Origin of the sequence: Pseudomonas sp. OTU750018 (assembly GCF_011636575.1) — a bacterium.
GTDB classification, from domain to species: Bacteria; Pseudomonadota; Gammaproteobacteria; order Pseudomonadales; family Pseudomonadaceae; genus Aquipseudomonas; species Aquipseudomonas peli.
Genome location: NZ_JAAPAU010000002.1, coordinates 1,202,378 through 1,225,569, shown reverse-complemented (window position 1 = coordinate 1,225,569; position 23,192 = coordinate 1,202,378). Strand labels below are relative to the sequence as shown.

Annotated in this window: 19 protein-coding genes and 4 tRNA genes; 21 read left to right on the top strand and 2 right to left on the bottom strand. The window is 60.6% G+C overall.

What is annotated here, in order from left to right:
* Nucleotides 1-16: 16 nt before the first annotated feature.
* Nucleotides 17-742: a septum site-determining protein MinC gene (gene minC / locus HCI85_RS14680; protein ID WP_167145484.1), complete on the bottom strand. Its 726-nt coding sequence runs from the start codon at nucleotides 740-742 to the stop codon at nucleotides 17-19.
* A 158-nt stretch (nucleotides 743-900) separates the two neighbouring features.
* Between minC and HCI85_RS14675 the strand changes: the two genes are divergently transcribed.
* The 17 genes from HCI85_RS14675 to HCI85_RS14595 all read left to right on the top strand — a co-directional run bounded on the left by HCI85_RS14675 (nucleotide 901) and on the right by HCI85_RS14595 (nucleotide 17,370).
* Nucleotides 901-1,827 carry a lipid A biosynthesis lauroyl acyltransferase gene (locus HCI85_RS14675; protein WP_167145482.1) on the top strand — a complete coding sequence of 309 codons (927 nt, stop codon included), beginning with the start codon at nucleotides 901-903 and terminating at the stop codon, nucleotides 1,825-1,827.
* A gap of 114 nt (nucleotides 1,828-1,941) precedes the next feature.
* Nucleotides 1,942-3,147, top strand: a complete 1,206-nt coding sequence (locus tag HCI85_RS14670; protein ID WP_167145480.1) for a patatin-like phospholipase family protein — start codon at nucleotides 1,942-1,944, stop codon at nucleotides 3,145-3,147.
* A 263-nt stretch (nucleotides 3,148-3,410) separates the two neighbouring features.
* Nucleotides 3,411-4,646 carry an aspartate aminotransferase family protein gene (locus HCI85_RS14665; RefSeq protein ID WP_090251783.1) on the top strand — a complete coding sequence of 412 codons (1,236 nt, stop codon included), beginning with the start codon at nucleotides 3,411-3,413 and terminating at the stop codon, nucleotides 4,644-4,646.
* Between the two features lie 174 nt (nucleotides 4,647-4,820).
* Nucleotides 4,821-5,837: an arginine/ornithine succinyltransferase subunit alpha gene (gene aruF, locus HCI85_RS14660; RefSeq protein WP_090251785.1), complete on the top strand. Its 1,017-nt coding sequence runs from the start codon at nucleotides 4,821-4,823 to the stop codon at nucleotides 5,835-5,837.
* An 11-nt stretch (nucleotides 5,838-5,848) separates the two neighbouring features.
* The gene (astA, locus tag HCI85_RS14655) at nucleotides 5,849-6,865 is read left to right on the top strand and encodes an arginine N-succinyltransferase (RefSeq protein ID WP_167145478.1); all 1,017 of its coding nucleotides are present in this window, start codon (nucleotides 5,849-5,851) and stop codon (nucleotides 6,863-6,865) included.
* 75 nt (nucleotides 6,866-6,940) lie between these two features.
* Nucleotides 6,941-8,404, top strand: coding sequence for a succinylglutamate-semialdehyde dehydrogenase (astD, locus tag HCI85_RS14650; protein WP_167145476.1), 1,464 nt, complete (start codon nucleotides 6,941-6,943; stop codon nucleotides 8,402-8,404).
* On the top strand, nucleotides 8,401-9,750 hold the full coding sequence (gene astB / locus HCI85_RS14645) for an N-succinylarginine dihydrolase (protein ID WP_167145474.1): 1,350 nt from the start codon (nucleotides 8,401-8,403) through the stop codon (nucleotides 9,748-9,750). Before astD ends, astB begins: the two co-directional genes overlap by 4 nt.
* Before the next feature lie 16 nt (nucleotides 9,751-9,766).
* Nucleotides 9,767-10,054 carry a topoisomerase II gene (locus tag HCI85_RS14640; RefSeq protein ID WP_090251796.1) on the top strand — a complete coding sequence of 96 codons (288 nt, stop codon included), beginning with the start codon at nucleotides 9,767-9,769 and terminating at the stop codon, nucleotides 10,052-10,054.
* 10 nt (nucleotides 10,055-10,064) lie between these two features.
* The gene (gene astE / locus HCI85_RS14635; RefSeq protein ID WP_167145472.1) at nucleotides 10,065-11,075 is read left to right on the top strand and encodes a succinylglutamate desuccinylase; all 1,011 of its coding nucleotides are present in this window, start codon (nucleotides 10,065-10,067) and stop codon (nucleotides 11,073-11,075) included.
* Between the two features lie 239 nt (nucleotides 11,076-11,314).
* Nucleotides 11,315-12,319, top strand: coding sequence for a low-specificity L-threonine aldolase (ltaE, locus tag HCI85_RS14630; RefSeq protein WP_167145470.1), 1,005 nt, complete (start codon nucleotides 11,315-11,317; stop codon nucleotides 12,317-12,319).
* A 121-nt stretch (nucleotides 12,320-12,440) separates the two neighbouring features.
* Nucleotides 12,441-15,065, top strand: coding sequence for an alanine--tRNA ligase (gene alaS / locus HCI85_RS14625; RefSeq protein WP_167145467.1), 2,625 nt, complete (start codon nucleotides 12,441-12,443; stop codon nucleotides 15,063-15,065).
* 114 nt (nucleotides 15,066-15,179) lie between these two features.
* Nucleotides 15,180-16,418 (top strand): aspartate kinase, encoded by a 1,239-nt coding sequence (locus HCI85_RS14620; RefSeq protein ID WP_090251806.1) that lies wholly within the window; start codon nucleotides 15,180-15,182, stop codon nucleotides 16,416-16,418.
* A gap of 187 nt (nucleotides 16,419-16,605) precedes the next feature.
* The gene (gene csrA / locus HCI85_RS14615) at nucleotides 16,606-16,791 is read left to right on the top strand and encodes a carbon storage regulator CsrA (RefSeq protein ID WP_025165378.1); all 186 of its coding nucleotides are present in this window, start codon (nucleotides 16,606-16,608) and stop codon (nucleotides 16,789-16,791) included.
* A 62-nt stretch (nucleotides 16,792-16,853) separates the two neighbouring features.
* A tRNA-Ser gene (locus tag HCI85_RS14610) sits at nucleotides 16,854-16,944 on the top strand.
* Nucleotides 16,945-16,996: 52 nt separating this feature from the next.
* A tRNA-Arg gene (locus tag HCI85_RS14605) sits at nucleotides 16,997-17,073 on the top strand.
* A gap of 72 nt (nucleotides 17,074-17,145) precedes the next feature.
* Nucleotides 17,146-17,222: transfer RNA gene (locus HCI85_RS14600), tRNA-Arg, on the top strand.
* Nucleotides 17,223-17,293: 71 nt separating this feature from the next.
* A tRNA-Arg gene (locus HCI85_RS14595) sits at nucleotides 17,294-17,370 on the top strand.
* Nucleotides 17,371-17,472: 102 nt separating this feature from the next.
* Here the strand turns inward: HCI85_RS14595 and HCI85_RS14590 are convergent.
* Nucleotides 17,473-17,988, bottom strand: coding sequence for a DUF4124 domain-containing protein (locus tag HCI85_RS14590; RefSeq protein WP_167145465.1), 516 nt, complete (start codon nucleotides 17,986-17,988; stop codon nucleotides 17,473-17,475).
* Between the two features lie 322 nt (nucleotides 17,989-18,310).
* On the opposite strand from HCI85_RS14590, the gene mgtE reads away from it, so the two are divergent.
* From mgtE to HCI85_RS14570, 4 genes are all read left to right on the top strand, one after another.
* Complete coding sequence (mgtE, locus tag HCI85_RS14585; RefSeq protein ID WP_167145463.1) at nucleotides 18,311-19,753, top strand: magnesium transporter; 1,443 nt, start codon at nucleotides 18,311-18,313, stop codon at nucleotides 19,751-19,753.
* Between the two features lie 163 nt (nucleotides 19,754-19,916).
* Nucleotides 19,917-20,168, top strand: a complete 252-nt coding sequence (locus tag HCI85_RS14580; protein WP_167145461.1) for an OadG family protein — start codon at nucleotides 19,917-19,919, stop codon at nucleotides 20,166-20,168.
* A 25-nt stretch (nucleotides 20,169-20,193) separates the two neighbouring features.
* Entirely contained in the window at nucleotides 20,194-21,966 is a 1,773-nt protein-coding gene (gene oadA / locus HCI85_RS14575) for a sodium-extruding oxaloacetate decarboxylase subunit alpha (RefSeq protein WP_167145459.1), read from the top strand.
* A gap of 12 nt (nucleotides 21,967-21,978) precedes the next feature.
* Nucleotides 21,979-23,115, top strand: coding sequence for a sodium ion-translocating decarboxylase subunit beta (locus HCI85_RS14570; RefSeq protein WP_090251820.1), 1,137 nt, complete (start codon nucleotides 21,979-21,981; stop codon nucleotides 23,113-23,115).
* Nucleotides 23,116-23,192 lie beyond the last annotated feature (77 nt).

The following is a 23,192-nucleotide window of genomic DNA, read 5'->3' as shown; positions in this document are numbered from 1 at the left end:
GTGGCGGCAGTATCCGTTAAAGGCGGGTGATGTTCAACACGTCACCCGACAGGCTGACATGCACCGCTTCGCCCCAGAGCGGGTCGCGGCGCAAGTCTTCGGCCACCTTGTACTGGCCGGCGATGGACAGCAGCTCGGCGCCCATCTGCTGGCAGAAGATCCGCGCCTTGAGATTGCCCTTGATCCCGGCCAGTGCTCGGCCGCGCATCGGGGCGTACACATGGATGTTGCCATCGGCGAGAAGTTCCGCACCGGCGCTGACCGGTGCCAGGACGATCAGGTCGCCGCCCTGGGCGTACACCTGTTGGCCGCCGCGCACCGGGCTGGTGATGATCTTGCTGGGTTTGAATTCGGGTTCAGCGGGCTTTTCCGGTTTTGGCGGGGCCAGATCAATCAACCGTTCGCGTGCGCCGGAGGGCGGCAGCACGGGTAAATCCAGGGCTTCGGCGGCGGCGATATCGGCCTCTCGGTTGGCGCGGATGGCCAACGTGCGCAGGCCGTGCTTGCGGCAGACTGCCATCAGCTCCGCCAGGTCGAGCATGCCTTCGCCTTCGGGCAGCTTGTCCAGGGCCAGCACCAGCGGGGTGTTGCTGAAGAAGGCCGGGGCTTGGGCGACTTTTTCGCTGAGCTGCTGGTCGAGGCGGGCGAGGTCGTTGTGCGCCAGCTCCATCACGGTGATGGCCAGCATGCTGCCTTTAAGCTGGAATACGGGGTCTTGCGTGAGGAGATCAGCTTGGCTCATGGTCTGCCTGATACGGCCCTTGTTTAGAAACTGGGGGAAAAGTAAGCCGGACTTATAGCGATAACGCCGCGCGCTCGCAAGTTGCGCGCCGCGAAACCAGGGGCCGGACAAACTCCTGATAGAATGCCGCGCTTTATTGCGTGCCTCGGACCTGTGTTATGGATCGCCCTGTATTTCGCGCTTATTTCCTGCATCCCCGCTTCTGGCCCCTATGGTTAGGCCTGGGCCTGCTGTGGCTGATTGCCCAGCTGCCTTACACGGTGCTGCTGCGGCTGGGGCGTTGCCTGGGGGGGGTGATGTATCGCCTGGCCAGCTCGCGCCGCAAGATTGCCGCGCGCAACCTGGAGCTGTGCTTCCCGCAGATGCCCGCCGCCGAGCGCGAGGCGCTGTTAAAGGAAAACTTTGCTTCCACCGGCATCACCTTTTTTGAAATGGCCATTGCTTGGTGGTGGCCCGCTGAGCGCCTGCGCCGCTTGGGCACTATTGAGGGCTTGGAGCATCTGCGTCAGGCCGAGGCTGACGGTCAGGGCGTAATCCTCATGGCGCTGCATTTCACCACCCTGGAAATGGGCGGCGGCCTGCTTGGCATGGCGCAGAACATGTACGGCATGTACCGCCCGCACAAGAATCCGCTGTTTGACTACGTGCAGCGTCGCGGCCGCGAGCAGCGCCTGCTCGGGGTGATTGGTCGTGATGACGTGCGCGGCATGCTCAAGCTGCTGCGTGCCGGCGGGGTGGTCTGGTATGCGCCTGATCAGGATTACGGCGCCCAGCGCAGTGTGTTTGTGCCGCTGTTCGGTGTGCCGGCGGCCACCGTTACCGCCACCAGCAAGTTCGCCCGTATGGGCCGTGCTCAGGTGATTCCCTTTACCCAGCAGCGCTTGCCCGATGGCCAGGGCTATCGTCTGGTGATTCATCCGCCGCTGGCGGATTTCCCCACCGACAGCGAAGAGGCCGACTGCCTGCGGGTCAATCAGTGGATTGAACAGGCGATCAGTCAGTGCCCTGAGCAATACCTGTGGGCGCACCGGCGCTTCAAGACGCGGCCCGAGGGCGAGCCAAAGATTTATAAGAAGAAGCGTTAGGGCCGCCATCCAATTGGCGGGCTGTTACGGTGAAGTGAGGTTTCTTGGCGCTGGGTTGTTCCGTGGGTGCCTGACTGGCTCCTATACTGGCTGAAAAATAATAGGAAACAGCCTATGCCGCTCACTGCTTCAACCAATCAGCCGGTTACCGGGCTGATCCTCTCCGGCGGTGGCGCGCGGGCGGCCTACCAGGTGGGGGTGCTGGCGGCGATTGCCGACTTGCTGCCCAACGCTGCGCACAATCCTTTTCCAGTCATCGTCGGTACGTCCGCTGGGGCGATCAATGCCGTGGGATTGGCCTGTGGGGCGCTGCACTTCACCGAGGCGGTGCGCCGGCTGACCAGCGTTTGGCAGGGCTTTCATACCCATCAGGTGTACCGCAGTGATTGGCCAGGCGTGCTGCGCCAAGCCAGTCGCTTTATTGGTCACAGCCTATTGGGCCTGGGCGGACAGGTGCCGGTGGCGCTGCTCGACAGTTCGCCGCTGGCCGATCTGCTTGGGCGTGAACTGGATTTCAGCGGGATTGCCGCCGCCGTGCGCCACCGCCAGCTGCGTGCGGTGGCGGTGACGGCGTTCGGTTATGAGACGGGCCAGGCCGTGACCTTTTACCAAGGCCGTGCTGCTATCGACCCCTGGTTCCGCCATCGGCGTGTCGGTGTGCCGACCCGCTTGGCCCTTGAACACCTGCTGGCCAGCGCTTCGATTCCGCTGATTTTTCCGCCGGTGAAGATCAACCGTGAATACTTCGGTGACGGTGCGGTACGCCAGTCCGCACCGATCAGTCCAGCCTTGCACCTGGGGGCGACGCGGGTGCTGGTGGTCGGGGTCAGTGGCAATCCGGCGGCTGGCCCTCAGGCGCAGGTGCCGGTGGTGCGCTCTCAGCAGAGCCGGCCGCCAAGCCTGGCGCAGATCAGTGGGCATATGCTCAACAGCACCTTTATTGACAGCCTGGAAAGCGACATCGAGCTGCTTGAGCGGTTGAATCAGATGGGCCGGTTGATTCCTGCCGAAAACCACCCGCGGGGGTTGGGGCTTAAACCCGTGGATGTGCTGGTAATTTCCCCCAGTCAGCCGTTGGACCTGATTGCCGCACGCCATCGCCACGAGCTGCCTAAAGCCCTGCGCATGTTTTTGCGCGGCCCGGGGGCGACTAAGGCCAGTGGCGCCGGGGTGCTGAGTTACCTGCTGTTCGAGCCAGGCTACTGCAATGAGCTGATTGAGCTGGGCTACCAGGACGCCATGGCGCAGAAGGCGCGGTTGATCGAGTTCCTCAGTCTGGACAGCCCGCCAGTGCCGGCCGTCATTCCAGCCACCGCCTAGGGCTTATCACGCTCCGGTTTGATCTCGGCTGCGTCAAAAAGCCGATTGCTTGGCGCGGTGGAGAAAACCGCGCCAAGGCCGGTGGCTCCATTTAAACTGCGCCTTCCCGATGCTTTCTGTCGCATTTGCGAAAGCGCCGGTTTTCCTCGGGTTGGCGCTATAAGAAGTTGTCGCATAGCGGCAATGCCGGCCCCGGATCAGTCCCTACAATCCTTCACATCGCCTGCTATTGAATGCAGGTGTTCCTCGTCAGGAGAGCTCAGATGTCCGTTCAGCACGACCCGGTGAACCGTCACCCGGTACAACGCGCCGATTTCGACCAAGTGATGGTGCCAAACTACGCACCTGCTGCCTTTATCCCCGTGCGTGGCGCCGGTTCGCGCGTGTGGGATCAAAGCGGTCGCGAGCTGATCGACTTTGCCGGCGGCATTGCCGTCAACGTGTTGGGCCATGCGCATCCGGCGTTGGTCAAGGCGCTCACTGAGCAGGCCGGCAACCTTTGGCACGTATCCAACGTGTTCACCAACGAGCCGGCCCTGCGCCTGGCGAAGAAGCTGATCGACGCCACTTTCGCGGATCGCGTGTTCTTCTGTAACTCCGGCGCCGAAGCCAACGAGGCCGCGTTCAAGCTGGCCCGTCGCGTGGCGTTCGATAAGTTCGGCGAAGACAAATGCGAAATCATCGCCGCGACCAACAGCTTCCACGGTCGCACCCTGTTTACCGTCAGCGTTGGCGGTCAGCCGAAGTATTCCGACGGTTTCGGCCCGAAGATCCAGGGTATCAGCCACATTCCGTATAACGATATCGACGCGCTGAAAGCCGCGGTATCCGACAAAACCTGCGCCGTGGTGCTGGAGCCGATTCAGGGTGAGGGCGGCGTGCTGCCGGCTGACCTGGCTTACCTGCAAGCGGCCCGTGAACTGTGTGACCAGCACAACGCGCTGCTGGTGTTTGACGAAGTGCAGAGCGGCATGGGCCGCAGTGGCGCGCTGTTCGCCTATCAGCATTACGGCGTGACTCCGGACATCCTCTCCAGCGCCAAGAGCCTGGGCGGTGGTTTCCCGATTGGCGCGATGCTGACCACCGAAGCACTGGCCAAACACCTGGCCGTTGGCACCCACGGCACCACCTACGGCGGCAATCCGCTGGCCTGTGCGGTCGGTGAGGCGGTGATCGACACCATCAACACGCCTGAAGTACTCGACGGGGTGAAGGCCAAGCATCTGCGCTTCAAAACCAAGCTGGAGCAGATTGGCCAGCAGTACGGCGTGTTCAGCGAAGTACGCGGCCTTGGTCTGCTGATTGGTGCGGTGCTGTCCGATGCCTGGAAGGGCAAGGCCAAGGCAATTCTCGACGCCGCTGCGGTGGAAGGCGTGATGGTGCTGCAGGCCAGCCCGGACGTGGTGCGTTTCGCCCCGAGCCTGGTGGTGGAAGACGCCGATATCGATGAAGGTCTGGCGCGTTTGGAGCGTGCTGTGGCCAAGCTGACCCAAGCCTGATTGCCGGCCTGACCTGCCGTTAAACGGTGGATCAGGCTGTGCCCGCTCGACCCACGGATGGGTTGAGCTAACAGCAAGGACGCCTGTCTCTGTGTGTGCCGCAGCGTTGGTTGCGGTTTTCTCTAGGCCGCCCGGTTTGGGCTGCTTGGAGCTTTTATCAAAAGGAGTGGCACCATGCTGGTGATGCGCCCCGCGCAAATGGCCGACCTCACTGAAGTGCAGCGTCTCGCCGCGGACAGCCCGGTTGGTGTGACTTCACTGCCGGACGACAGCGATCGTCTGCGCGAAAAGATCGCCGCGTCGGAGGCCTCGTTCTCCGCCGAAGTCAGCTTCAACGGTGAAGAAAGCTACTTCTTTGTGTTGGAAGACAGCGAGAGCGGTCGCCTGGTCGGCTGCTCCGGCATCGTCGCTTCGGCCGGCTACTCCGAGCCGTTTTACAGCTTCCGCAACGAAACCTTTGTGCACAACTCCCGCGAGCTGAAGATCCATAACAAGATCCACGTGCTCTCGCTGTGCCACGACCTCACCGGCAACAGCCTGCTGACCAGCTTCTACGTCGAGCGGCCGTTGGTGAACACCGCCTGGTCGGAACTTAACTCGCGTGGCCGTTTGCTGTTTCTCGCCAATCACCCGGAGCGCTTTGCCGATGCGGTGGTGGTAGAGATTGTCGGCTACAGCGATGAAGGCGGTGATTCGCCGTTCTGGGATGCCGTGGGGCGCAACTTCTTCGACATGAATTACACCGAGGCCGAGCGCCTGTGTGGGTTGAAGAGTCGCACCTTCCTCGCTGAACTCATGCCGCATTACCCGATCTACGTGCCGCTGCTGCCGGATGAGGCGCAGGAAGCCATGGGCCAGGTGCATCCTCGGGCGCAGATCAGCTTCGACATTCTGATGCGCGAAGGCTTTGAAACTGACCACTACATCGACATTTTCGACGGTGGCCCGACCCTGCATGCGCGCACGTCCGGCATTCGCTCGATTGCCCAGAGCCGTGTGGTGCCGGTGCGTATCGGTGAGCCTGGCAAAGGCGGGCGGCCGTATCTGGTCAGCAATGGTCAGCTGCAGGATTTCCGCGCGATTGTCGCGGAGCTGGATTGGGTGCCGGGTAAGCCGGTCACCCTGAGTGTTGCGGCCGCCGAGGCCCTGGGCGTCGGCGAAGGCGTCAGCGTACGCCTGGTTGCGGTTTAAGGAGTTAGCGCATGATCGTTCGTCCCGTCCGCAGCACCGATCTGCCGGCTCTGTTTCAGCTGGCCCGCAGCACCGGCGCAGGCCTGACTACCTTGCCGGCCAACGAGGAGCGTCTGGCGCACCGCGTGGGCTGGGCCGAGAAAACCTTCCGTGGTGAAGCCGCGCGTGCCGATGCCGACTACCTGTTCGTGCTCGAAGACGACAACGGTGACGTGGTGGGTATCTCGGCTGTTGCCGGTGCCGTTGGCCTGCGCGAGCCCTGGTACAACTACCGGGTCGGCTTGACCGTCAGCGCCTCGCAGGAGCTGAACATCCACCGGCAGATCCCCACCCTGTTCCTGGCCAACGACCTGACCGGCAACTCCGAGCTGTGCTCGCTGTTTCTGCGCAGCGACCAGCGCAGCGGCCTGAATGGCCGGCTGTTGTCGAAGGCGCGCTTTCTGTTTATTGCCGAATTCCGCGAGCTGTTCGGCGACAAGGTGATTGCCGAGATGCGCGGCATGTCCGATGAACAGGGCCGTTCACCGTTCTGGGAAAGCCTGGGCCGGCACTTCTTCAAGATGGAGTTCAGCCAGGCTGACTACCTCACCGGCGTGGGCAACAAGGCCTTTATCGCCGAGCTGATGCCCAAGTTTCCGCTCTATACCTGCTTCCTCTCCGAGGACGCGCGCAACATCATCGGCCGCGTCCACCCGGACACCGAGCCGGCGCTGGCCATGCTCAAGGGCGAGGGTTTCAGCTATCAGGGCTATGTCGACATCTTCGACGCCGGCCCGGCCATCGAGGCCGAGACCGCGAAAATTCGCGCCGTGCAGGACAGCCAGGTATTGGTGCTGGCCGTCGGCACCCCGGGCGATGACGCGCCGCAGTTTCTGATCCACAACCGCAAGCGCGAAGCCTGCCGGATTACTGCCGCGCCGGCGCGTTTGGCCGCTGGCACTCTGGTGGTCGATGCGCAAACCGCCAAGCGTCTGCAGCTGTCGGCGGGCGACCAAGTGCGTGCCGTCGCGGTTTCCGCTCGCGGCTAAAGCCGGCCGCCGTTGTTTCTATTTGCTGATCCGGCGCAGGCCGGGTCGATACCTTGCTGGGAGTGATAAAACAAAATGAGCACTCATTACATTGCCGGTGCCTGGCACGCAGGTCAGGGCGAAGCCCTGGAATCGCTCAACCCGGTCAGCCAGGAAGCCATCTGGCAAGGTCAAGCGGCCAGCGCAGCACAAGTTAGCGCCGCCGTAGAGGCCGCGCGTGCTGCATTCCCAGCCTGGGCCTCGCGCTCGCTGGATGAGCGTATCGCCGTGCTTGAGCAGTTTGCCGCCACCCTGAAAACCCATGCCGAGGCGCTGGGCCATTGCATTGGTGAAGAAACCGGCAAGCCGCTGTGGGAAACCGCCACCGAAGTCACCAGCATGGTCAACAAGGTTGCCATCTCGATCCAGAGCTACCGCGAGCGCACCGGTGAGAAGAGCGGCCCGCTGGCCGACGCCACCGCCGTGCTGCGGCACAAGCCGCATGGTGTGGTCGCCGTATTCGGCCCGTACAACTTCCCCGGCCACCTGCCTAACGGCCATATCGTGCCGGCGCTGCTGGCGGGTAACTGCGTGGTGTTCAAGCCCAGTGAGCTGACTCCGAAAGTCGCCGAGCTGACGGTCAAGTGCTGGATCGAAGCCGGTCTGCCGGCGGGCGTGCTCAATCTGGTGCAAGGGGCGCGCGATACCGGTGTAGCGTTGGCTGCGCATGACGGCATCGACGGCCTGTTCTTCACCGGTTCCAGCCGCACCGGCAATCTGCTGCACAACCAATTCGCCGGTCGCCCAGACAAGATCCTCGCCCTGGAAATGGGCGGCAACAACCCGCTGGTGGTGGATCAGGTCGCTGACCTCAACGCAGCCGTGTACACCATCATTCAGTCAGCCTTTATCTCCGCCGGCCAGCGCTGCACCTGTGCGCGCCGTCTGTTGGTGCCGCAAGGCGCCTGGGGCGACAGCCTGCTGGAGCGCCTGGTTGAGGTTGCCGCTAGCATCAAGGTCGGCAGTTTCGACGCCCAGCCAGCGCCCTTTATGGGCTCGGTGATTTCCCTGGCCGCCGCGCAGCACCTGATCAAGGCGCAGCAGCACCTGCTGACCCAGGGCGCCAAACCGCTGCTGGAGATGACTCAGCCGTTGCAGGGCGCCGCCTTGCTCACCCCAGGCATCATTGATGTGACTGAGGTCGCCAATCGTCCGGATGAAGAGTTCTTCGGCCCGCTGCTGCAGGTAATTCGCTACGCCGATTTTGCTGCGGCCATCGCCGAGGCCAACAACACCCAGTACGGCCTGGCTGCTGGCCTGCTGTCCGATTCCAAGGCGCGCTACGAGCAGTTCTGGCTGCAAAGCCGCGCCGGTATCGTCAACTGGAACAAACAGCTGACCGGTGCCGCCAGTACCGCGCCATTCGGCGGTGTGGGCGCCTCTGGTAACCACCGCGCCAGCGCTTATTACGCGGCCGATTATTGCGCCTACCCGGTGGCCTCGCTGGAATCCGACAGCCTGAGCCTGCCTGCCACCCTGACACCCGGAGTAAGCCTGTGAGCAATGCATTCGAAGTAAATTTTGATGGCTTGGTCGGGCCGACTCACAACTATGGCGGCCTGTCTTACGGCAATGTTGCCTCGCAAAGCAACAGTCAGGCCGCGTCCAACCCGAAAGAAGCCGCCAAGCAGGGCCTGGCTAAGATGAAGGCCTTGATGGAAATGGGCTTCAAGCAGGGCGTGCTGGCCCCGCAGGAACGCCCGAATGTCGCCGTGCTGCGCAGCCTGGGTTTTACCGGCACCGACGCGCAGGTGATCCAGAAGGCGGCGAAAGACGCCATGCCACTGCTGGTCGCCAGCTGCTCGGCCTCCAGCATGTGGACTGCTAACGCCTGCACCGTCAGCCCGAGTGCTGATACTGCCGATGGCCGCGTGCATTTCACCGCCGCCAACCTCAACTGCAAATTCCACCGCTCGATCGAACACCCGACCACCAGCCGTGTGCTCGGTGCGATGTTCGCCAATCAGCAGCACTTCGCTCACCACGCGGCGTTGCCGGCCGTCGGTCAGTTCGGTGATGAAGGCGCGGCCAACCACACGCGCTTCTGCAAAGGCTATGGCGATGCCGGCGTGGAGTTCTTCGTATTCGGTCGCAGCGCCTTCGACAGCCGCTTTCCGGCGCCGCAGCGCTACCCGGCGCGGCAAACCCTGGAAGCCTCGCAAGCGGTTGCCCGTCTGCACGGCCTGAGCGATGACGGCGTGGTCTATGCCCAGCAAACGCCTGCAGTGATCGATCAGGGTGTGTTTCACAACGACGTGATCGCCGTGGGCAATGGTGAGGTGCTGTTTTATCACCAGGACGCCTTCCTCGACACCGACAAGGTGCTGGCTGAGCTGAGCGATAAGCTCGCCCGCCGTGGCGGCAACTTCCAGGCGGTGTGCGTGCCGCGTGATGCGGTGACGGTGGAAGATGCGGTCAAGTCCTACCTGTTCAACAGCCAGCTACTCAACCGCGCCGAGGGCGGTATGCTGCTGATCGTGCCGGAAGAGTGCCGCAACAACGGCAATGTCTGGCGCTACCTGGAGCAACTGACTAGCGGTAACGGGCCTATTCGCGAGGTCAAGGTCTTCGACCTCAAGCAGAGCATGCAGAACGGCGGTGGCCCGGCGTGCCTGCGCCTGCGCGTGGCGCTCAAGGAACACGAGCTGGCAGCGGTCAATCAGGGCGTGATCATGACCCCGACCCTGCATGACAGCCTCAATGTCTGGGTCGACAAGCACTACCGTGATCGCCTGAGCGAAAACGACCTGGCTGACCCACAATTGTTGAACGAATGCCGTGCGGCCTTGGACGAACTGACGCAGATCCTTAAACTGGGCGCGGTTTATCCATTCCAATTAGCTTGATTGAGTACTTATTACCATGTCCGACGCCCTGCAACTGATCCTCGAAGACACTGACGGCACCCAGCTGGAAACCTCCTGCACGCGTTTTGCCGTGATCTGGCAGGGCCAGGAAATCTGGTTCCAGCAGGTTGGCAACAACCAGCTGATGATCGGTGTAGACGTGGAGGAGGGCGCTGCCGAGTACGCCAACCTGCTGCTGCGCCCGCTGGCCACCAACCTGGTCAGCCTGGAGCTGGAAATGGAAGCCGCTGGCCTGGACGAAGACGACGATCACGTGCACGGCCCTGACTGCAATCACGATTGAGGACACGCCCATGCTAGCCCTCGGCAAACTGCTCGAACTGACCCTGGCCGGCCACGAGCCGGCAGCGAAGATTCAGCTGACTCCCGAGGGCACGCGTTTGCGTTGGCTGGCCGAAGGCGCGTTGGAAATAACGCCGCCGGTGGCCAGCGACAATGGCCTGGACCTGCTGCTGTCTGCCGGCATCCATGGCAATGAAACTGCGCCTATCGAATTGCTCGACCGCCTGTTGCAGGGCATTGCCCGCAACCAGTTGAAGCCCCGCGCCCGCATTCTCTTTCTGTTCGGTAACCCTGCCGCCATGCGCAGCGGCGAGCGTTATATCGAGCAGGACATCAACCGCCTGTTCAACGGCCGCCACGATCAGCACACCGGTGCCGAAGCGTTGCGTGCCTGTGACTTGGAGCATCTGGCCGCTGCCTTTTTCAGCAAGCCGGAGCGCGCCCGTCTGCACTACGACCTGCACACTGCGATTCGTGCGTCGAAGATCGAGCAGTTCGCCCTTTATCCATTTCAGGAAGGCCGCCCGCGCAGTCAGCGTGAACTGGCGCGCCTGAGCGCTGCCGGGATTGAGGCGGTGCTGCTGCACAATAAAAGCTCGATCACTTTCAGCGCCTACACCTATACCCAGCTTGGGGCGGAAGCCTTCACCCTAGAACTGGGCAAGGCACGGCCGTTTGGGCAGAACGAACTGGTCAACCTCGACCTGCTCGAACTGCATCTGCAGGCTCTGATCGAAGGCCGCGAGCTCGAAGGTGCCAGCGATGATCTAGGCGAACTCAAGCTGTTTGCCGTAGCGCGTGAAGTGATCAAACACAGCGACGCCTTCAAGCTGCACTTGCCGGCCGATATCGAGAACTTCAGCGAACTGCCGCTTGGCTACCTGCTGGCCGAGGATCTGGCCGATACCCGCTGGGTGGTGAATGAGCCAGGTGCACGCATCGTCTTCCCCAATCCCAAGGTCAAGAACGGCCTGCGCGCCGGCATCTTGATTATTCCCGCCGAAGACGTCCAACTGGCTTGAGCCAGTTACGATCTGCTGCGCGTCGGCCCTGCTGCGTTAAAAACAGGCTCGGAATGCTCATGTACAAAAGTACACTCCGCTTCCTCGTCTGTTTTTGCCTTGCATGGCTCTAGCTCGCGAGATCGTATAGCGATTTCTTGGTGCAATCTGTCCTGCGTTTTCTCGCCTGATCTGTACCTTGTTTGCCCAGTGGGTGGGCTTTAGCATCGGGGTTTAGCCCCGTCTAAGGACTGCCCGCCATGCCCGTTATCGACCTGCGCAGCGACACCGTCACCCAGCCGACCCGCGGTATGCGCGAGGCCATGCAAGCCGCCGAGCTTGGCGATGACGTGTATGGCGAAGACCCTACGGTCAACCGTCTAGAGCTGTATCTGGCCGCTGAGCTCGGCTTCGAGGCCGCGCTGTTTGTGCCCACCGGCACCATGAGCAACCTGCTCGGGCTGATGGCTCATTGCGCGCGTGGCGACGAATATATCGTCGGTCAGCAGGCGCACACCTATAAATACGAGGGTGGCGGCGCGGCGGTGCTCGGTTCGATCCAGCCGCAACCCATTGAGGGCGAAGCCGATGGCTCGCTCGGCCTGGCCAAGGTCGAAGCAGCAATCAAGCAGGATGACTTTCACTTCGCCCGCACCCGCCTGCTTGCGCTGGAAAACACCATGCAGGGCAAGGTGCTGCCGCAGGCATACCTGCAGGCCGCGCGTGAGCTGACCACGCGACGTGGATTGGCCCTGCATCTGGACGGCGCGCGTTTGTATAATGCTGCAGTAAAGCTGGGCGTGCCGGCGCGGGAAATCACTCAATACTTCGATTCGGTCTCGGTGTGCCTGTCAAAGGGCCTCGGCGCACCGATTGGCTCGGTGTTGTGCGGTTCAGCCGAGCTGATCGGCAAGGCGCGGCGGCTGCGCAAAATGGTCGGCGGCGGTATGCGTCAGGCCGGCATGCTCGCTGCGGCCGGTTTGTATGCGCTGCAGCATCAGGTGGCGCGCCTGGCCGAGGACCACGCCAACGCCGAGCGCTTGGCCGCCGGCCTGCGTGAGCTGGGTTATGCGGTGGAGCCGGTGCAGACCAATATGGTCTACGCCCAGGTGGGCGAGCAGGCCGGTGCGCTGAAAGCCTTTTGCGCCGAGCGCGGGATCAAACTCACTGCTGCGCCGCGGCTACGCATGGTGACTCACCTGGATATCTCCACTGCGGATATCGATCAGGTGGTCGCAGCCTTCGCTGAATGTCACCGGAATTGATTGTCTTGGAGCGATGAATAGTCGCTCTCTATCAATAAAGACACTAGCCCCCTAGCGCAGGCCCGATATAATGCGGCCCTTTGCCGGCTTTGTCGTGGCCGCTGGTTTTTGGAAGATTCCTATGAAAAGCGCAGAAATCCGTGAAGCCTTCCTCAGCTTCTTCGAAGAGAAGGGACACACCCGTGTCGCTTCCAGCTCCCTGATTCCGGGCAATGACCCGACCCTGCTGTTCACCAACGCGGGGATGAACCAGTTCAAGGATTGCTTCCTCGGCCTGGAAAAGCGCGCCTACACCCGCGCCGCCACCAGCCAGAAGTGCGTGCGTGCCGGCGGCAAGCACAACGACCTGGAAAACGTCGGCTACACCGCGCGCCACCACACCTTCTTCGAAATGCTCGGCAACTTCAGCTTTGGCGACTATTTCAAGCGCGACGCCATTCACTTCGCCTGGGAGTTCCTCACCGGCGAAAATTGGTTGAACCTGCCCAAGGAAAAGCTCTGGGTCACGGTCTACGCCACTGACGATGAAGCCTTTGATATCTGGAACAAGGAAATCGGCGTTCCTGTCGAGCGCATGATCCGCATCGGCGACAACAAAGGTGCGCCGTACGCGTCCGATAACTTCTGGACCATGGGCGACACCGGCCCGTGCGGTCCGTGCACCGAGATTTTCTTCGATCACGGCGAGCACATCTGGGGCGGTCCACCCGGTTCGCCAGAGGAAGACGGTGATCGCTACATTGAAATCTGGAACAACGTGTTCATGCAGTTCAACCGCACCGCTGACGGCGTATTGCACCCGCTGCCGGCACCGAGCGTGGACACCGGCATGGGCCTTGAGCGCATCAGCGCCGTGCTGCAACACGTCAATTCGAACTACGAGATTGACCTGTTCCAGAGCCTACTGAACGCGGCGGCCCAGGCCATCGGTTGCGCCAACGAAGCCCAGGCATCGCTGAAAGTGGTGGCTGACCATATCCGCTCGTGCGGCTTCCTGATCGCCGACGGCGTGACACCGTCCAACGAAGGTCGTGGCTACGTGCTGCGCCGCATCATCCGTCGCGCCTGCCGTCACGGTAACAAGCTGGGCGCCAAGGGCAGCTTCTTCTATCAGATCGTTGCCGCGCTGGTGGCCGAGATGGGCGATGCCTTCCCTGAGTTGAAACAACAGCAAGCGCACATTGAGCGCGTGCTGAAAACCGAAGAAGAGCAGTTCGCTAAGACCCTGGAGCAGGGCCTGAAGATTCTTGAGCAGGATCTTACCGAGCTCAAAGGCACGGTGATTCCGGGTGAAGTGATCTTCAAGTTGTACGACACCTTCGGCTTCCCGATGGACCTCACTGGCGACATCGCCCGTGAGCGCGAACTGACTCTGGATGAGGAAGGTTTCGAGCGCGAAATGCAGGCGCAGCGCGAGCGCGCCCGTTCTGCCAGCGCGTTTGGCATGGACTACAACAGTCTGGTCAAAGTTGACAGTGATACCGCGTTCCTTGGCTATCAAGGCACCAGCGGCAGCGGCAAGATCATTGCGCTGTTCAAGGCCGGTCAGGCAGTCGACAGCCTAGGTGAAGGCGAGGAGGGCGTAGTCGTCCTCGATCAGACGCCGTTCTACGCCGAATCCGGTGGTCAGGTCGGTGACTGCGGCTTCCTTGAAGGCGCTGGCGTGCGTTTCGATGTGCGTGATACCACCAAGGCTGGCGGCGCATTCCTGCACCATGGCGTTGCGGTCAAAGGCGGCTTGAGTGTCGGCACCTCGGTCAAGGCTGAAGTGGACGTCAGCGTGCGTCAGGCCACTGCACTCAATCACTCGGCGACCCACTTGCTGCATGCGGCGCTGCGTCAGGTACTGGGCGAGCACGTGACCCAGAAGGGCTCGTTGGTCGACAGTCAGCGTCTGCGTTTTGACTTCAGCCACTTTGAGGCGATCACTCCAGCGCAACTGAAAGAGCTGGAAACCATCGTCAACCGCGAAGTGCGTGGCAACAGCGAAGTCGAAACCCTGGAAACCGATATCGAAACCGCCAAGGCCAAAGGTGCCATGGCGCTGTTCGGTGAGAAGTACGGCGATCAGGTTCGCGTATTGAGCATGGGCGGTGACTTCTCCGTTGAGCTGTGCGGCGGTACTCATGTCAAGCGCACTGGCGATATCGGCTTGTTCAAGATCATCAGCGAAAGCGGTGTGGCAGCTGGCGTGCGTCGAATTGAAGCGGTTACTGGCGCGGCAGCTTTTGCTTATTTGAACGGCGCGGAAGAGCAGCTGAAAGAAGCCGCGGCGCTGGTCAAAGGCAGCCGCGACAACCTGCTGGACAAGCTGGCCGGCGTGCTGGAGCGCAACCGTCAGCTGGAAAAAGAGCTGGAGCAGCTCAAGGCCAAAGCCGCCAGCGCAGCGGGCAATGACCTGGCGGGTTCGGCTGTCGACGTCAAAGGCATCAAGGTGCTGGCCGCGCGTCTAGACGGTCTGGACGGCAAGGCGCTGCTGGCGATGGTCGACCAATTGAAGAACAAGCTCGGCAGCGCGGTGATCCTGCTCGGCGGCGTGCAGGACGACAAGGTCGTGCTGGTGGCCGGCGTGACCCAGGACCTGACCGCCAAGCTGAAGGCCGGCGAGCTGATGAAGCAGGCTGCTGCTGCTGTTGGCGGCAAGGGCGGCGGTCGCCCGGACATGGCTCAGGGCGGCGGCGTTGATGCAGCTGCTCTCGATGGTGCGCTGGCGTTGGCCGTTACTTTTGCTGAGCAAGGTCTTTAAGTACCGGATTGCTTGAGTCTACAGGGCAAGGCCCGGTATACGCCCGGCGGGCCTTGGCAGGGTATTGAGTTATCTGTTTAATGGGCGCCCTTCACGGGCTGAGGCGGCTTTGAAATGGCTTTGATCGTACAGAAATTTGGCGGCACCTCCGTCGGCACTGTTGAGCGTATTCAGCAGGTGGCCGCGAAGGTGAAGAAATTCCGCGAAAACGGCGATGACATTGTGGTTGTGGTTTCCGCCATGAGCGGTGAAACCAATCGCCTGATCGATCTGGCCAAACAGGTCAGTGATGGTCAGCCGGTACCGCGTGAACTCGACGTGATGGTCTCGACCGGCGAGCAGGTGACGATTGCCCTGCTGGCCATGGCGCTGATCAAGATTGGCGTGCCAGCGGTGTCTTACACCGGCAACCAGGTGCGCATCCTGACTGACAGTGCGCACAATAAAGCGCGCATCCTGCAGATCGATGACCAGAAACTGCGTGCCGACCTCAAGGCTGGGCGTGTGGTAGTAGTCGCGGGTTTCCAGGGTGTCGACGAGCACGGCAACATCACCACCCTCGGTCGTGGCGGTTCCGACACCACCGGTGTGGCGCTGGCTGCTGCGCTGAAGGCCGATGAGTGCCAGATCTATACCGACGTTGATGGTGTCTACACCACCGACCCGCGTGTGGTGCCACAGGCTCAGCGTTTGGAAAAAATCACCTTCGAAGAGATGCTGGAAATGGCCAGCCTCGGTTCCAAGGTGCTGCAGATTCGTTCGGTGGAATTCGCCGGCAAGTACAACGTCCCGCTGCGCGTGCTGCACAGCTTCCAAGAGGGGCCGGGCACCCTCATTACCCTTGATGAAGAGGAATCCATGGAACAGCCGATCATCTCCGGCATCGCTTTCAACCGCGACGAAGCCAAGCTGACCATCCGTGGCGTACCGGACATCCCGGGCGTGGCGTTCAAAATTCTCGGCCCGATCAGTGCCGCGAACATTGAAGTGGACATGATCGTGCAGAACGTTTCGCACGATAACACCACTGACTTCACCTTCACCGTACACCGTAATGACTACACCGCTGCGTTCGAGGTGCTGGAAAACACGGCTCGCGAACTGGGTGCGCGTGAAGTCATCGGTGACACCAAGATTGCCAAAGTGTCCATAGTCGGTGTTGGCATGCGTTCCCACGCCGGCGTAGCAAGCCGCATGTTCGAGGCGCTGGCCAAGGAAAATATCAATATCCAGATGATCTCCACCTCGGAGATCAAAGTCTCCGTGGTAATCGAAGAGAAATATCTGGAGTTGGCAGTGCGCGCCCTGCACACTGCTTTTGAACTGGATGCCCCGGCCCGACAGGGCGACTGAGGCATTATCCGAAAGGCGCGGTTTATCCCGCGCCTTTCGTCTTTTTGGTTGGCATGAGCAGGAACTTTCTTTCTGCTCACACTGGTCAATACTTGGGTGAAGGCTCTGCTTGAGATGTTCGGGGCTGCCACCATTTTATTTTTGCAGACTGCTGTTGTCCTGAACTGAAATCCGTAAGGAGAAAGGAATGCTGATTCTGACTCGCCGGGTCGGAGAGACCCTGATGGTGGGTGACGAAGTCACTGTCACCGTGTTGGGCGTTAAAGGTAATCAGGTGCGCATTGGCGTTAACGCGCCTAAAGAGGTAGCTGTGCACCGCGAAGAAATCTACCAGCGCATCCAGAAAGAGAAAGGCGAAGAACCAAGCCACTAATTTTTATCGAAATTTTGGCTTTGCAAACGGGGAAAACATGGTTATCATGCGCCCCGTGTTGCGGAGAGGTGGCCGAGTGGCCGAAGGCGCTCCCCTGCTAAGGGAGTACATCTCAAAAGGGTGTCGGGGGTTCGAATCCCCCCTTCTCCGCCATTATTTAGTGTTGTAGGCGTTGATTTAGAAGTCTGCAGCGCAAGCGTCACATGCACTCATAGCTCAGCTGGATAGAGTACTCGGCTACGAACCGAGCGGTCGGAGGTTCGAATCCTCCTGAGTGCACCAACTTGAAATGGCTTGCAGCAATGCAGGCCATTTTATTTCAGCCAGCGGTGATCTGGTTTAAAAGCGCTATTTGCACTCATAGCTCAGCTGGATAGAGTACTCGGCTACGAACCGAGCGGTCGGAGGTTCGAATCCTCCTGAGTGCACCAACTTGAAATGGCTTGCAGCGATGCAAGCCATTTTGTTTCAGCCAGCGGTGATCTGGTTAAAAAGCGCTTTTGCACTCATAGCTCAGCTGGATAGAGTACTCGGCTACGAACCGAGCGGTCGGAGGTTCGAATCCTCCTGAGTGCACCAAACAAGAAGGGCCTGCAGCGATGCAGGCCCTTTTTTATTGCGCATGCTTTATGGCTGCTGCTCTGCGGGTTGTCGTTGTACGACGTTAAAAGTGACTGTTGGTCATTTTTTACTCACCGACTTGCGCTTGGCCTTACCTTTGACGCAGCCGGCTTCATCGAAGCTGACGTTGCGCTTATTGCCTTTCTTGCCCTGGTAAACGTAGCGCGTCTGGCCGTTCTGTTCGGTGACCTTGTCGGGCTTGCCAAGGCTGCTCTCGACATCGGCTCGACTCATGCCCAGGCGTATCTGCTGCTTGATGATGGCGGCGCGCCGTTCGCTGCTGCTCAGGTGGTTGCCGCAACCGTCCTGCTTTTCGCCTATGACTGTCAGCTTATGTTCATCTTTCTTCTTGCTCTCGCGGCTGGTCTTGCGCGGTTTGGCCAGTGGCACCGGTTTACCGCTGCCGGGTGTGGGGTTGTTGGCCTGTTGCAGGCTTTGGCTGTGTTCGTTGGGGCAACCCTGGCGGGTGAATGTGACGTGGCCTTTCGCGTCTTCGCAGCGAAATACGGTTGAGCTGAGTGTGGGCAGCGGGCAAAGCAGAATGGCGCAGAAAGCTGCGCAGTGCAGTCCTTGCATGGTGCGTCCTCCGTGACGGTCCCTGTGCAAGGGTAGTCGATGCCTTTGTCTGCGCCAGGCGTGCCTTCACTAAAGCTTGGCGCGTCGCAGTTACAGATGTGCACGTGTGCTTAAGTTTGTCGTGCAAGCGCTTGTTCTAGGATTGTTTTTGTCACATGCAAAGCGCCTGGGCGGTGTTATCATTTGCCGCGTCAGCCCCGCCGGGGCTTGTGGAAAACCACCATGGACTTACCCAGTAGTTACTCTGAATCTCGATTGTGCAATCACGTGTTGACTGATTGACCCTCTTTGGCGTGCGCTGCCGCTGGGGGTGGAGCGCGCCATGACTGAAGTAGAAGCAAAAAAACCGCAGGATAGCCTGCAGAACCGCCTGGCTCAGGTGGTTGAGCTGTTGCACCGGCACAAACTGGTCGAAGACCTGACCCACCGTCAGGAAGGCCAGCACCACGACCGCGTGGAAAACCTGGTGCATCGGCAGAACCTCGCCGAATTGCAACGCAAGCTCGATGAGCTGCACTCCGCCGACGTTGCCCACATCCTTGAAGCCTTGCCGCTTGATGACCGCCTGACTGTCTGGCAACTGGTCAAGGTCGAGCGCGACGGCGACATCCTCCTTGAAGTGTCCGATGCAGTGCGCGAAACACTGCTCGCGGACATGGACGACCACGAAATTCTCGCGGCGGCCAGGGACATGGACGCCGATGAGCTGGCCGACCTAGCCTCCGAGCTGCCGCGCGATGTCGTGCATGAGCTGATGGAAACCCTCGATGCGCAGCAGCGTGAGCGTGTGCGTTCGGCGTTGTCCTACGAGGAAGATCAGGTCGGCGCGCTGATGGACTTCGAGATGGTCACCATCCGCGAGGACGTCAGCCTGGAAGTGGTGTTGCGCTACCTGCGCCGTCTCAAGGAGCTGCCAGGGCACACCGACAAACTTTTTGTGGTCGATTATGACGGCGTGCTCAAGGGCGTGTTGCCGGTCAAACGCCTGTTGGTCAATGACCCGGAGAAGCTGGTCAGCGAGGTCATGGCCACCGACCCGGTGAGTTTCCACCCGGATGAGGATGGCTACGACGCCGCGCAGGCGTTCGAGCGTTACGACCTGATTTCTACGCCTGTCGTGGACAAGAATGGCAAGTTGATCGGCCGTTTGACCATCGATGAGATGGTCGACCTGATCCGTGAGGAGAGCGAAAGCGAAGTCCTCAATATGGCCGGTCTGCGCGAGGAAGAAGACATCTTCGCCTCGGTGTGGAAATCCCTGCGCAACCGTTGGGCCTGGCTGGCGATCAACCTGGTAACGGCCTTTATGGCGTCGCGGGTGATTGGCCTGTTCGAGGATTCCATCGAGAAGTTGGTGGCCCTGGCGGCGCTGATGCCGATTGTTGCGGGCATCGGTGGCAACTCGGGTAACCAGACCATCACCATGATCGTGCGCGCCATGGCGCTGGATCAGGTCAGTACCGGCAATACCTCGCGGCTGATTCGTAAGGAACTGGGTGTGGGCCTGGTTAACGGTATCGTCTGGGGTGGGGTGATTGGCGTGGTGGCCTACCTGCTCTACGACAGCTGGTCGCTGGGCGTGGTGATGACGGCCGCGATGGTGCTCAACCTGCTGTTGGCCGCGCTGATGGGGGTGTTGATCCCCATGACGCTGGTGCGTATGGGGCGTGATCCAGCCTTGGGCGCCAGTGTGATGATCACTGCGGTAACCGATAGTGGTGGTTTCTTTATCTTCCTGGGTTTGGCCAGTCTGTTCCTGCTCTAGGTCGATGACGCTTTCTCTACAGAAAATGTCTCATCAGCTAGGGTTGGGTTTGCTTCAAACGCTCGTTTCACGCTAAGGTTCGCCAGCTTTGCCCGGGATCAGTTCCCGGGCGCTCCTATCTAATAATTAATGTAGCTCTTATGAAGCTACTAATGGAGCCAAGATGACCCCTAGTGAACTCCTGCTTGAGGGTGTCGAGCTCATGCTTTTCGGCTTGGGCACCGTATTCCTCTTTCTGATGCTGTTGGTGTTGATGATCCGCGTGATGTCGTGGGTTATCGAGCGTTTCGCCGAAAAGACACCCATTCCCGTATCCGTGCCATCGGCAGTCAAGCCGGCCTCTGACGAGCCGAGCGCTGATGTGTTAGCCGCTATCCAATCCGCTATTCACCAGCACCGTGCCCGTCGCGGGTGAGTCAGGTTTGACAGGGAGCATCTGTATGACAGCCGTAAAGAAAGCACTCGGAATTACTGATGTAGTGCTGCGTGACGCCCACCAGTCGATCCTGGCTACTCGTGTGCGTCTGGAAGACATGTTGCCGATCGCGTCCAAGCTGGATCAGGTCGGTTTCTGGTCCGTGGAGTCCTGGGGTGGCGCGACCTTTGACTCCTGCATTCGTTACCTGGGTGAAGACCCTTGGCACCGCATCCGCGAGCTGAAAAAAGCCATGCCCAACACCCGCCAGCAAATGCTGCTGCGCGGGCAGAATCTGTTGGGTTATCGCCATTACGCCGATGACGTGGTGGAAAAATTCGTCGAGCGCGCCGCCTTCAATGGCGTCGATGTGTTCCGCGTGTTTGACGCGATGAACGATCCGCGCAACCTGCAGACCGCGCTCAAGGCCGTCAAGCAGCTGGGCAAGCATGCCCAGGGCACCATCTCCTACACCACCAGCCTGGTGCATACCCTGGAAATGTGGGTCGACCTGGCCAAGCAGATCGAAGACATGGGCGCCGACTCGGTGGCGATTAAGGACATGGCCGGTATTCTGACGCCCTACACCGCGTTCGAACTGGTGACGCGCCTGAAGGCAACCCTGTCTATCCCGGTGCATATGCAGTGCCATGCCACGGCAGGGCTGTCATCCGTGGCCATTCTCAAGGCCGTGGAGGCCGGCATCGACAATGTCGACACCGCTATTTCCTCGTTGTCGATGACCTATGGCCATTCGCCGACTGAGTCTGTGGTGGCAATGTTCAAGGGCACTGAGCGCGATACCGGGCTTAACCTGGAGCTGCTCGAAGAAATTGCCGCCTACTTCCGTGAAGTGCGGAAGAAATACGCTAAATTCGAGGGCAACCTTAAGGGTGTCGACTCGCGGATTCTGGTTGCCCAGGTGCCTGGCGGCATGTTGACCAATATGGAAGGCCAGCTGAAAGAGCAGGGCGCCCAGGACAAGTTCGACGAAGTGCTGGCCGAGATTCCGCGCGTGCGCGAAGACCTCGGCTTTATCCCGCTGGTGACCCCAACCTCGCAGATCGTTGGTACCCAGGCGGTGATCAACGTGCTGACCGGTGAGCGTTACAAGTCGATCACCAAGGAAACCGCCGGCATATTGAAGGGGGAATACGGCGCAGCGCCGGCGCCTTTCAATAAAGAACTGCAGGCGCGGGTGCTGGATGGTGCTGAAGCCGTTACCTGCCGTCCGGCTGATCTGCTTGAAGCAGAGATGGACAAGCTAACCGCCGAGCTCAAGGGTATTGCCAAAGAGAAGGGTATCAAGCTCGCTGCCGACGAAATCGATGACGTGCTGACCTACGCCCTGTTTCCGCAGATCGGCCTGAAGTTTCTGGAAAACCGCGGCAACCCAGCGGCCTTCGAGCCGGCACCGACCGGCAAGGAAGCGCCTGCTCGTGAAGCTGGCAAGCCTGAGGTTTATACCGTTGAAGTGGGCGGCAAGTCCTACGTTGTGCAAGTCAACGAAGGCGGCGATATCGAAGGGCTCAAAGCTGTCGGTGGTGCTAATTCCGCTACAGCAGTAGCTGCGCCAGTGGGCGCCGGCGAGCCGCAGAATGCCCCGCTGGCCGGCAACATCTTCAAGGTACTGGTGCAGCCAGGTCATGCCGTGGAAGAAGGGCAGCTGGTGATCATCCTCGAAGCCATGAAGATGGAAACCGAAATTCGTGCGTTCAAGGCTGGCACCATCGGTTCGGTCAACGTCAAGGTGGGTGATGCGGTGGCGGTGGGCGACAGCCTGCTGACCATCGGTTAAGGGAGCGCGGTAATGGATAAGCTCCTCAAGCTTTGGCAGAGCACCGGCCTGTACCACGTCGAGCCGGGTCAGCTGTTTATGATGGCGGTGTGCATCCTGCTGATCTATCTGGCGATTAAGAAGGGCTTCGAGCCGCTGCTGCTGTTGCCGATTGGTTTTGGCGGTCTGCTGGCCAACATCCCGGTGGCCAATATGGCCGAGGGTGCGGGTTTCCTGCACATGATCTACGAGGTGGGCCTGCCCACCAGTATCTTCCCGCTGCTGATCTTCCTCGGCGTAGGCGCCATGACCGACTTCGGGCCGATGCTGGCCAACCCCAAGACCTTACTCTTGGGGGCCGCGGCGCAGTTCGGGATTTTCGGCACCCTGATGGGTGCGTTGGCGCTGACGGCGTTGGGTATTCCCGGGCTTGAGTTCACCCTCAAGGAGGCTGCTTCCATCGCCATCATCGGCGGTGCCGATGGCCCTACCTCAATTTTCGTGACCTCCAAGTTGGCTCCGCATCTGCTCGGTCCGATTGCAGTGGCGGCCTATGCCTATATGGCGCTGGTGCCGTTGATTCAGCCGCCGATCATGCGTGCACTGACCACCAAGGAAGAGCGCGCCATCGTGATGCAGCAGCTGCGCCCTGTTGGGCAGGCCGAGAAGATCATCTTCCCGATTGTGCTGTGCTTGCTGATCGGCATGCTGCTGCCCGATGCTGCGCCGCTGATCGGCATGTTCGCCCTGGGTAACCTGCTGCGTGAGGCCGGTGTGGTCGAGCGCCTGGCCGATACCTCGCGCAACGCGCTGATCAATATCGTCACCATCTTCCTCGGCCTGACTGTGGGTTCGAAGTTGTCGGCGGATTCCTTCCTGCAGCTGAAAACTCTGGGCATCCTCAGTTTGGGCATGCTGGCGTTCTGCGCCGGCACCGCGGCGGGGGTGTTGATGGCCAAGCTGATGAATGTATTCAGCAGCAACAAGATCAACCCACTGATTGGCTCGGCCGGGGTTTCTGCGGTGCCGATGGCGGCGCGGGTGTCGAACAAGGTGGGGCTGGAAGCCAACCCGCAGAACTTCCTGCTTATGCACGCCATGGGCCCGAACGTGGCTGGAGTGATCGGCTCGGCAGTGGCGGCGGGTGTGCTGCTCAGCTTTGTCGGCTGACTGTCACGCGCAATAAAAAACCGCCAGAAGGCGGTTTTTTATTGCCTGCCATCTCTGGCGGCCACCTTGCAGGCCGT

What these genes read in the sequence shown, in the direction of transcription:
- minC (WP_167145484.1), bottom strand. Translation starts at nt 742, where the DNA reads ATGAGCCAAGCTGATCTCCTCACGCAAGACCCCGTATTCCAGCTTAAA.
- HCI85_RS14675 (WP_167145482.1), top strand. Translation starts at nt 901, where the DNA reads ATGGATCGCCCTGTATTTCGCGCTTATTTCCTGCATCCCCGCTTCTGG.
- HCI85_RS14670 (WP_167145480.1), top strand. Translation starts at nt 1,942, where the DNA reads ATGCCGCTCACTGCTTCAACCAATCAGCCGGTTACCGGGCTGATCCTC.
- HCI85_RS14665 (WP_090251783.1), top strand. Translation starts at nt 3,411, where the DNA reads ATGTCCGTTCAGCACGACCCGGTGAACCGTCACCCGGTACAACGCGCC.
- aruF (WP_090251785.1), top strand. Translation starts at nt 4,821, where the DNA reads ATGCTGGTGATGCGCCCCGCGCAAATGGCCGACCTCACTGAAGTGCAG.
- astA (WP_167145478.1), top strand. Translation starts at nt 5,849, where the DNA reads ATGATCGTTCGTCCCGTCCGCAGCACCGATCTGCCGGCTCTGTTTCAG.
- astD (WP_167145476.1), top strand. Translation starts at nt 6,941, where the DNA reads ATGAGCACTCATTACATTGCCGGTGCCTGGCACGCAGGTCAGGGCGAA.
- HCI85_RS14640 (WP_090251796.1), top strand. Translation starts at nt 9,767, where the DNA reads ATGTCCGACGCCCTGCAACTGATCCTCGAAGACACTGACGGCACCCAG.
- astE (WP_167145472.1), top strand. Translation starts at nt 10,065, where the DNA reads ATGCTAGCCCTCGGCAAACTGCTCGAACTGACCCTGGCCGGCCACGAG.
- ltaE (WP_167145470.1), top strand. Translation starts at nt 11,315, where the DNA reads ATGCCCGTTATCGACCTGCGCAGCGACACCGTCACCCAGCCGACCCGC.
- alaS (WP_167145467.1), top strand. Translation starts at nt 12,441, where the DNA reads ATGAAAAGCGCAGAAATCCGTGAAGCCTTCCTCAGCTTCTTCGAAGAG.
- HCI85_RS14620 (WP_090251806.1), top strand. Translation starts at nt 15,180, where the DNA reads ATGGCTTTGATCGTACAGAAATTTGGCGGCACCTCCGTCGGCACTGTT.
- csrA (WP_025165378.1), top strand. Translation starts at nt 16,606, where the DNA reads ATGCTGATTCTGACTCGCCGGGTCGGAGAGACCCTGATGGTGGGTGAC.
- HCI85_RS14590 (WP_167145465.1), bottom strand. Translation starts at nt 17,988, where the DNA reads ATGCAAGGACTGCACTGCGCAGCTTTCTGCGCCATTCTGCTTTGCCCG.
- mgtE (WP_167145463.1), top strand. Translation starts at nt 18,311, where the DNA reads ATGACTGAAGTAGAAGCAAAAAAACCGCAGGATAGCCTGCAGAACCGC.
- HCI85_RS14580 (WP_167145461.1), top strand. Translation starts at nt 19,917, where the DNA reads ATGACCCCTAGTGAACTCCTGCTTGAGGGTGTCGAGCTCATGCTTTTC.
- oadA (WP_167145459.1), top strand. Translation starts at nt 20,194, where the DNA reads ATGACAGCCGTAAAGAAAGCACTCGGAATTACTGATGTAGTGCTGCGT.
- HCI85_RS14570 (WP_090251820.1), top strand. Translation starts at nt 21,979, where the DNA reads ATGGATAAGCTCCTCAAGCTTTGGCAGAGCACCGGCCTGTACCACGTC.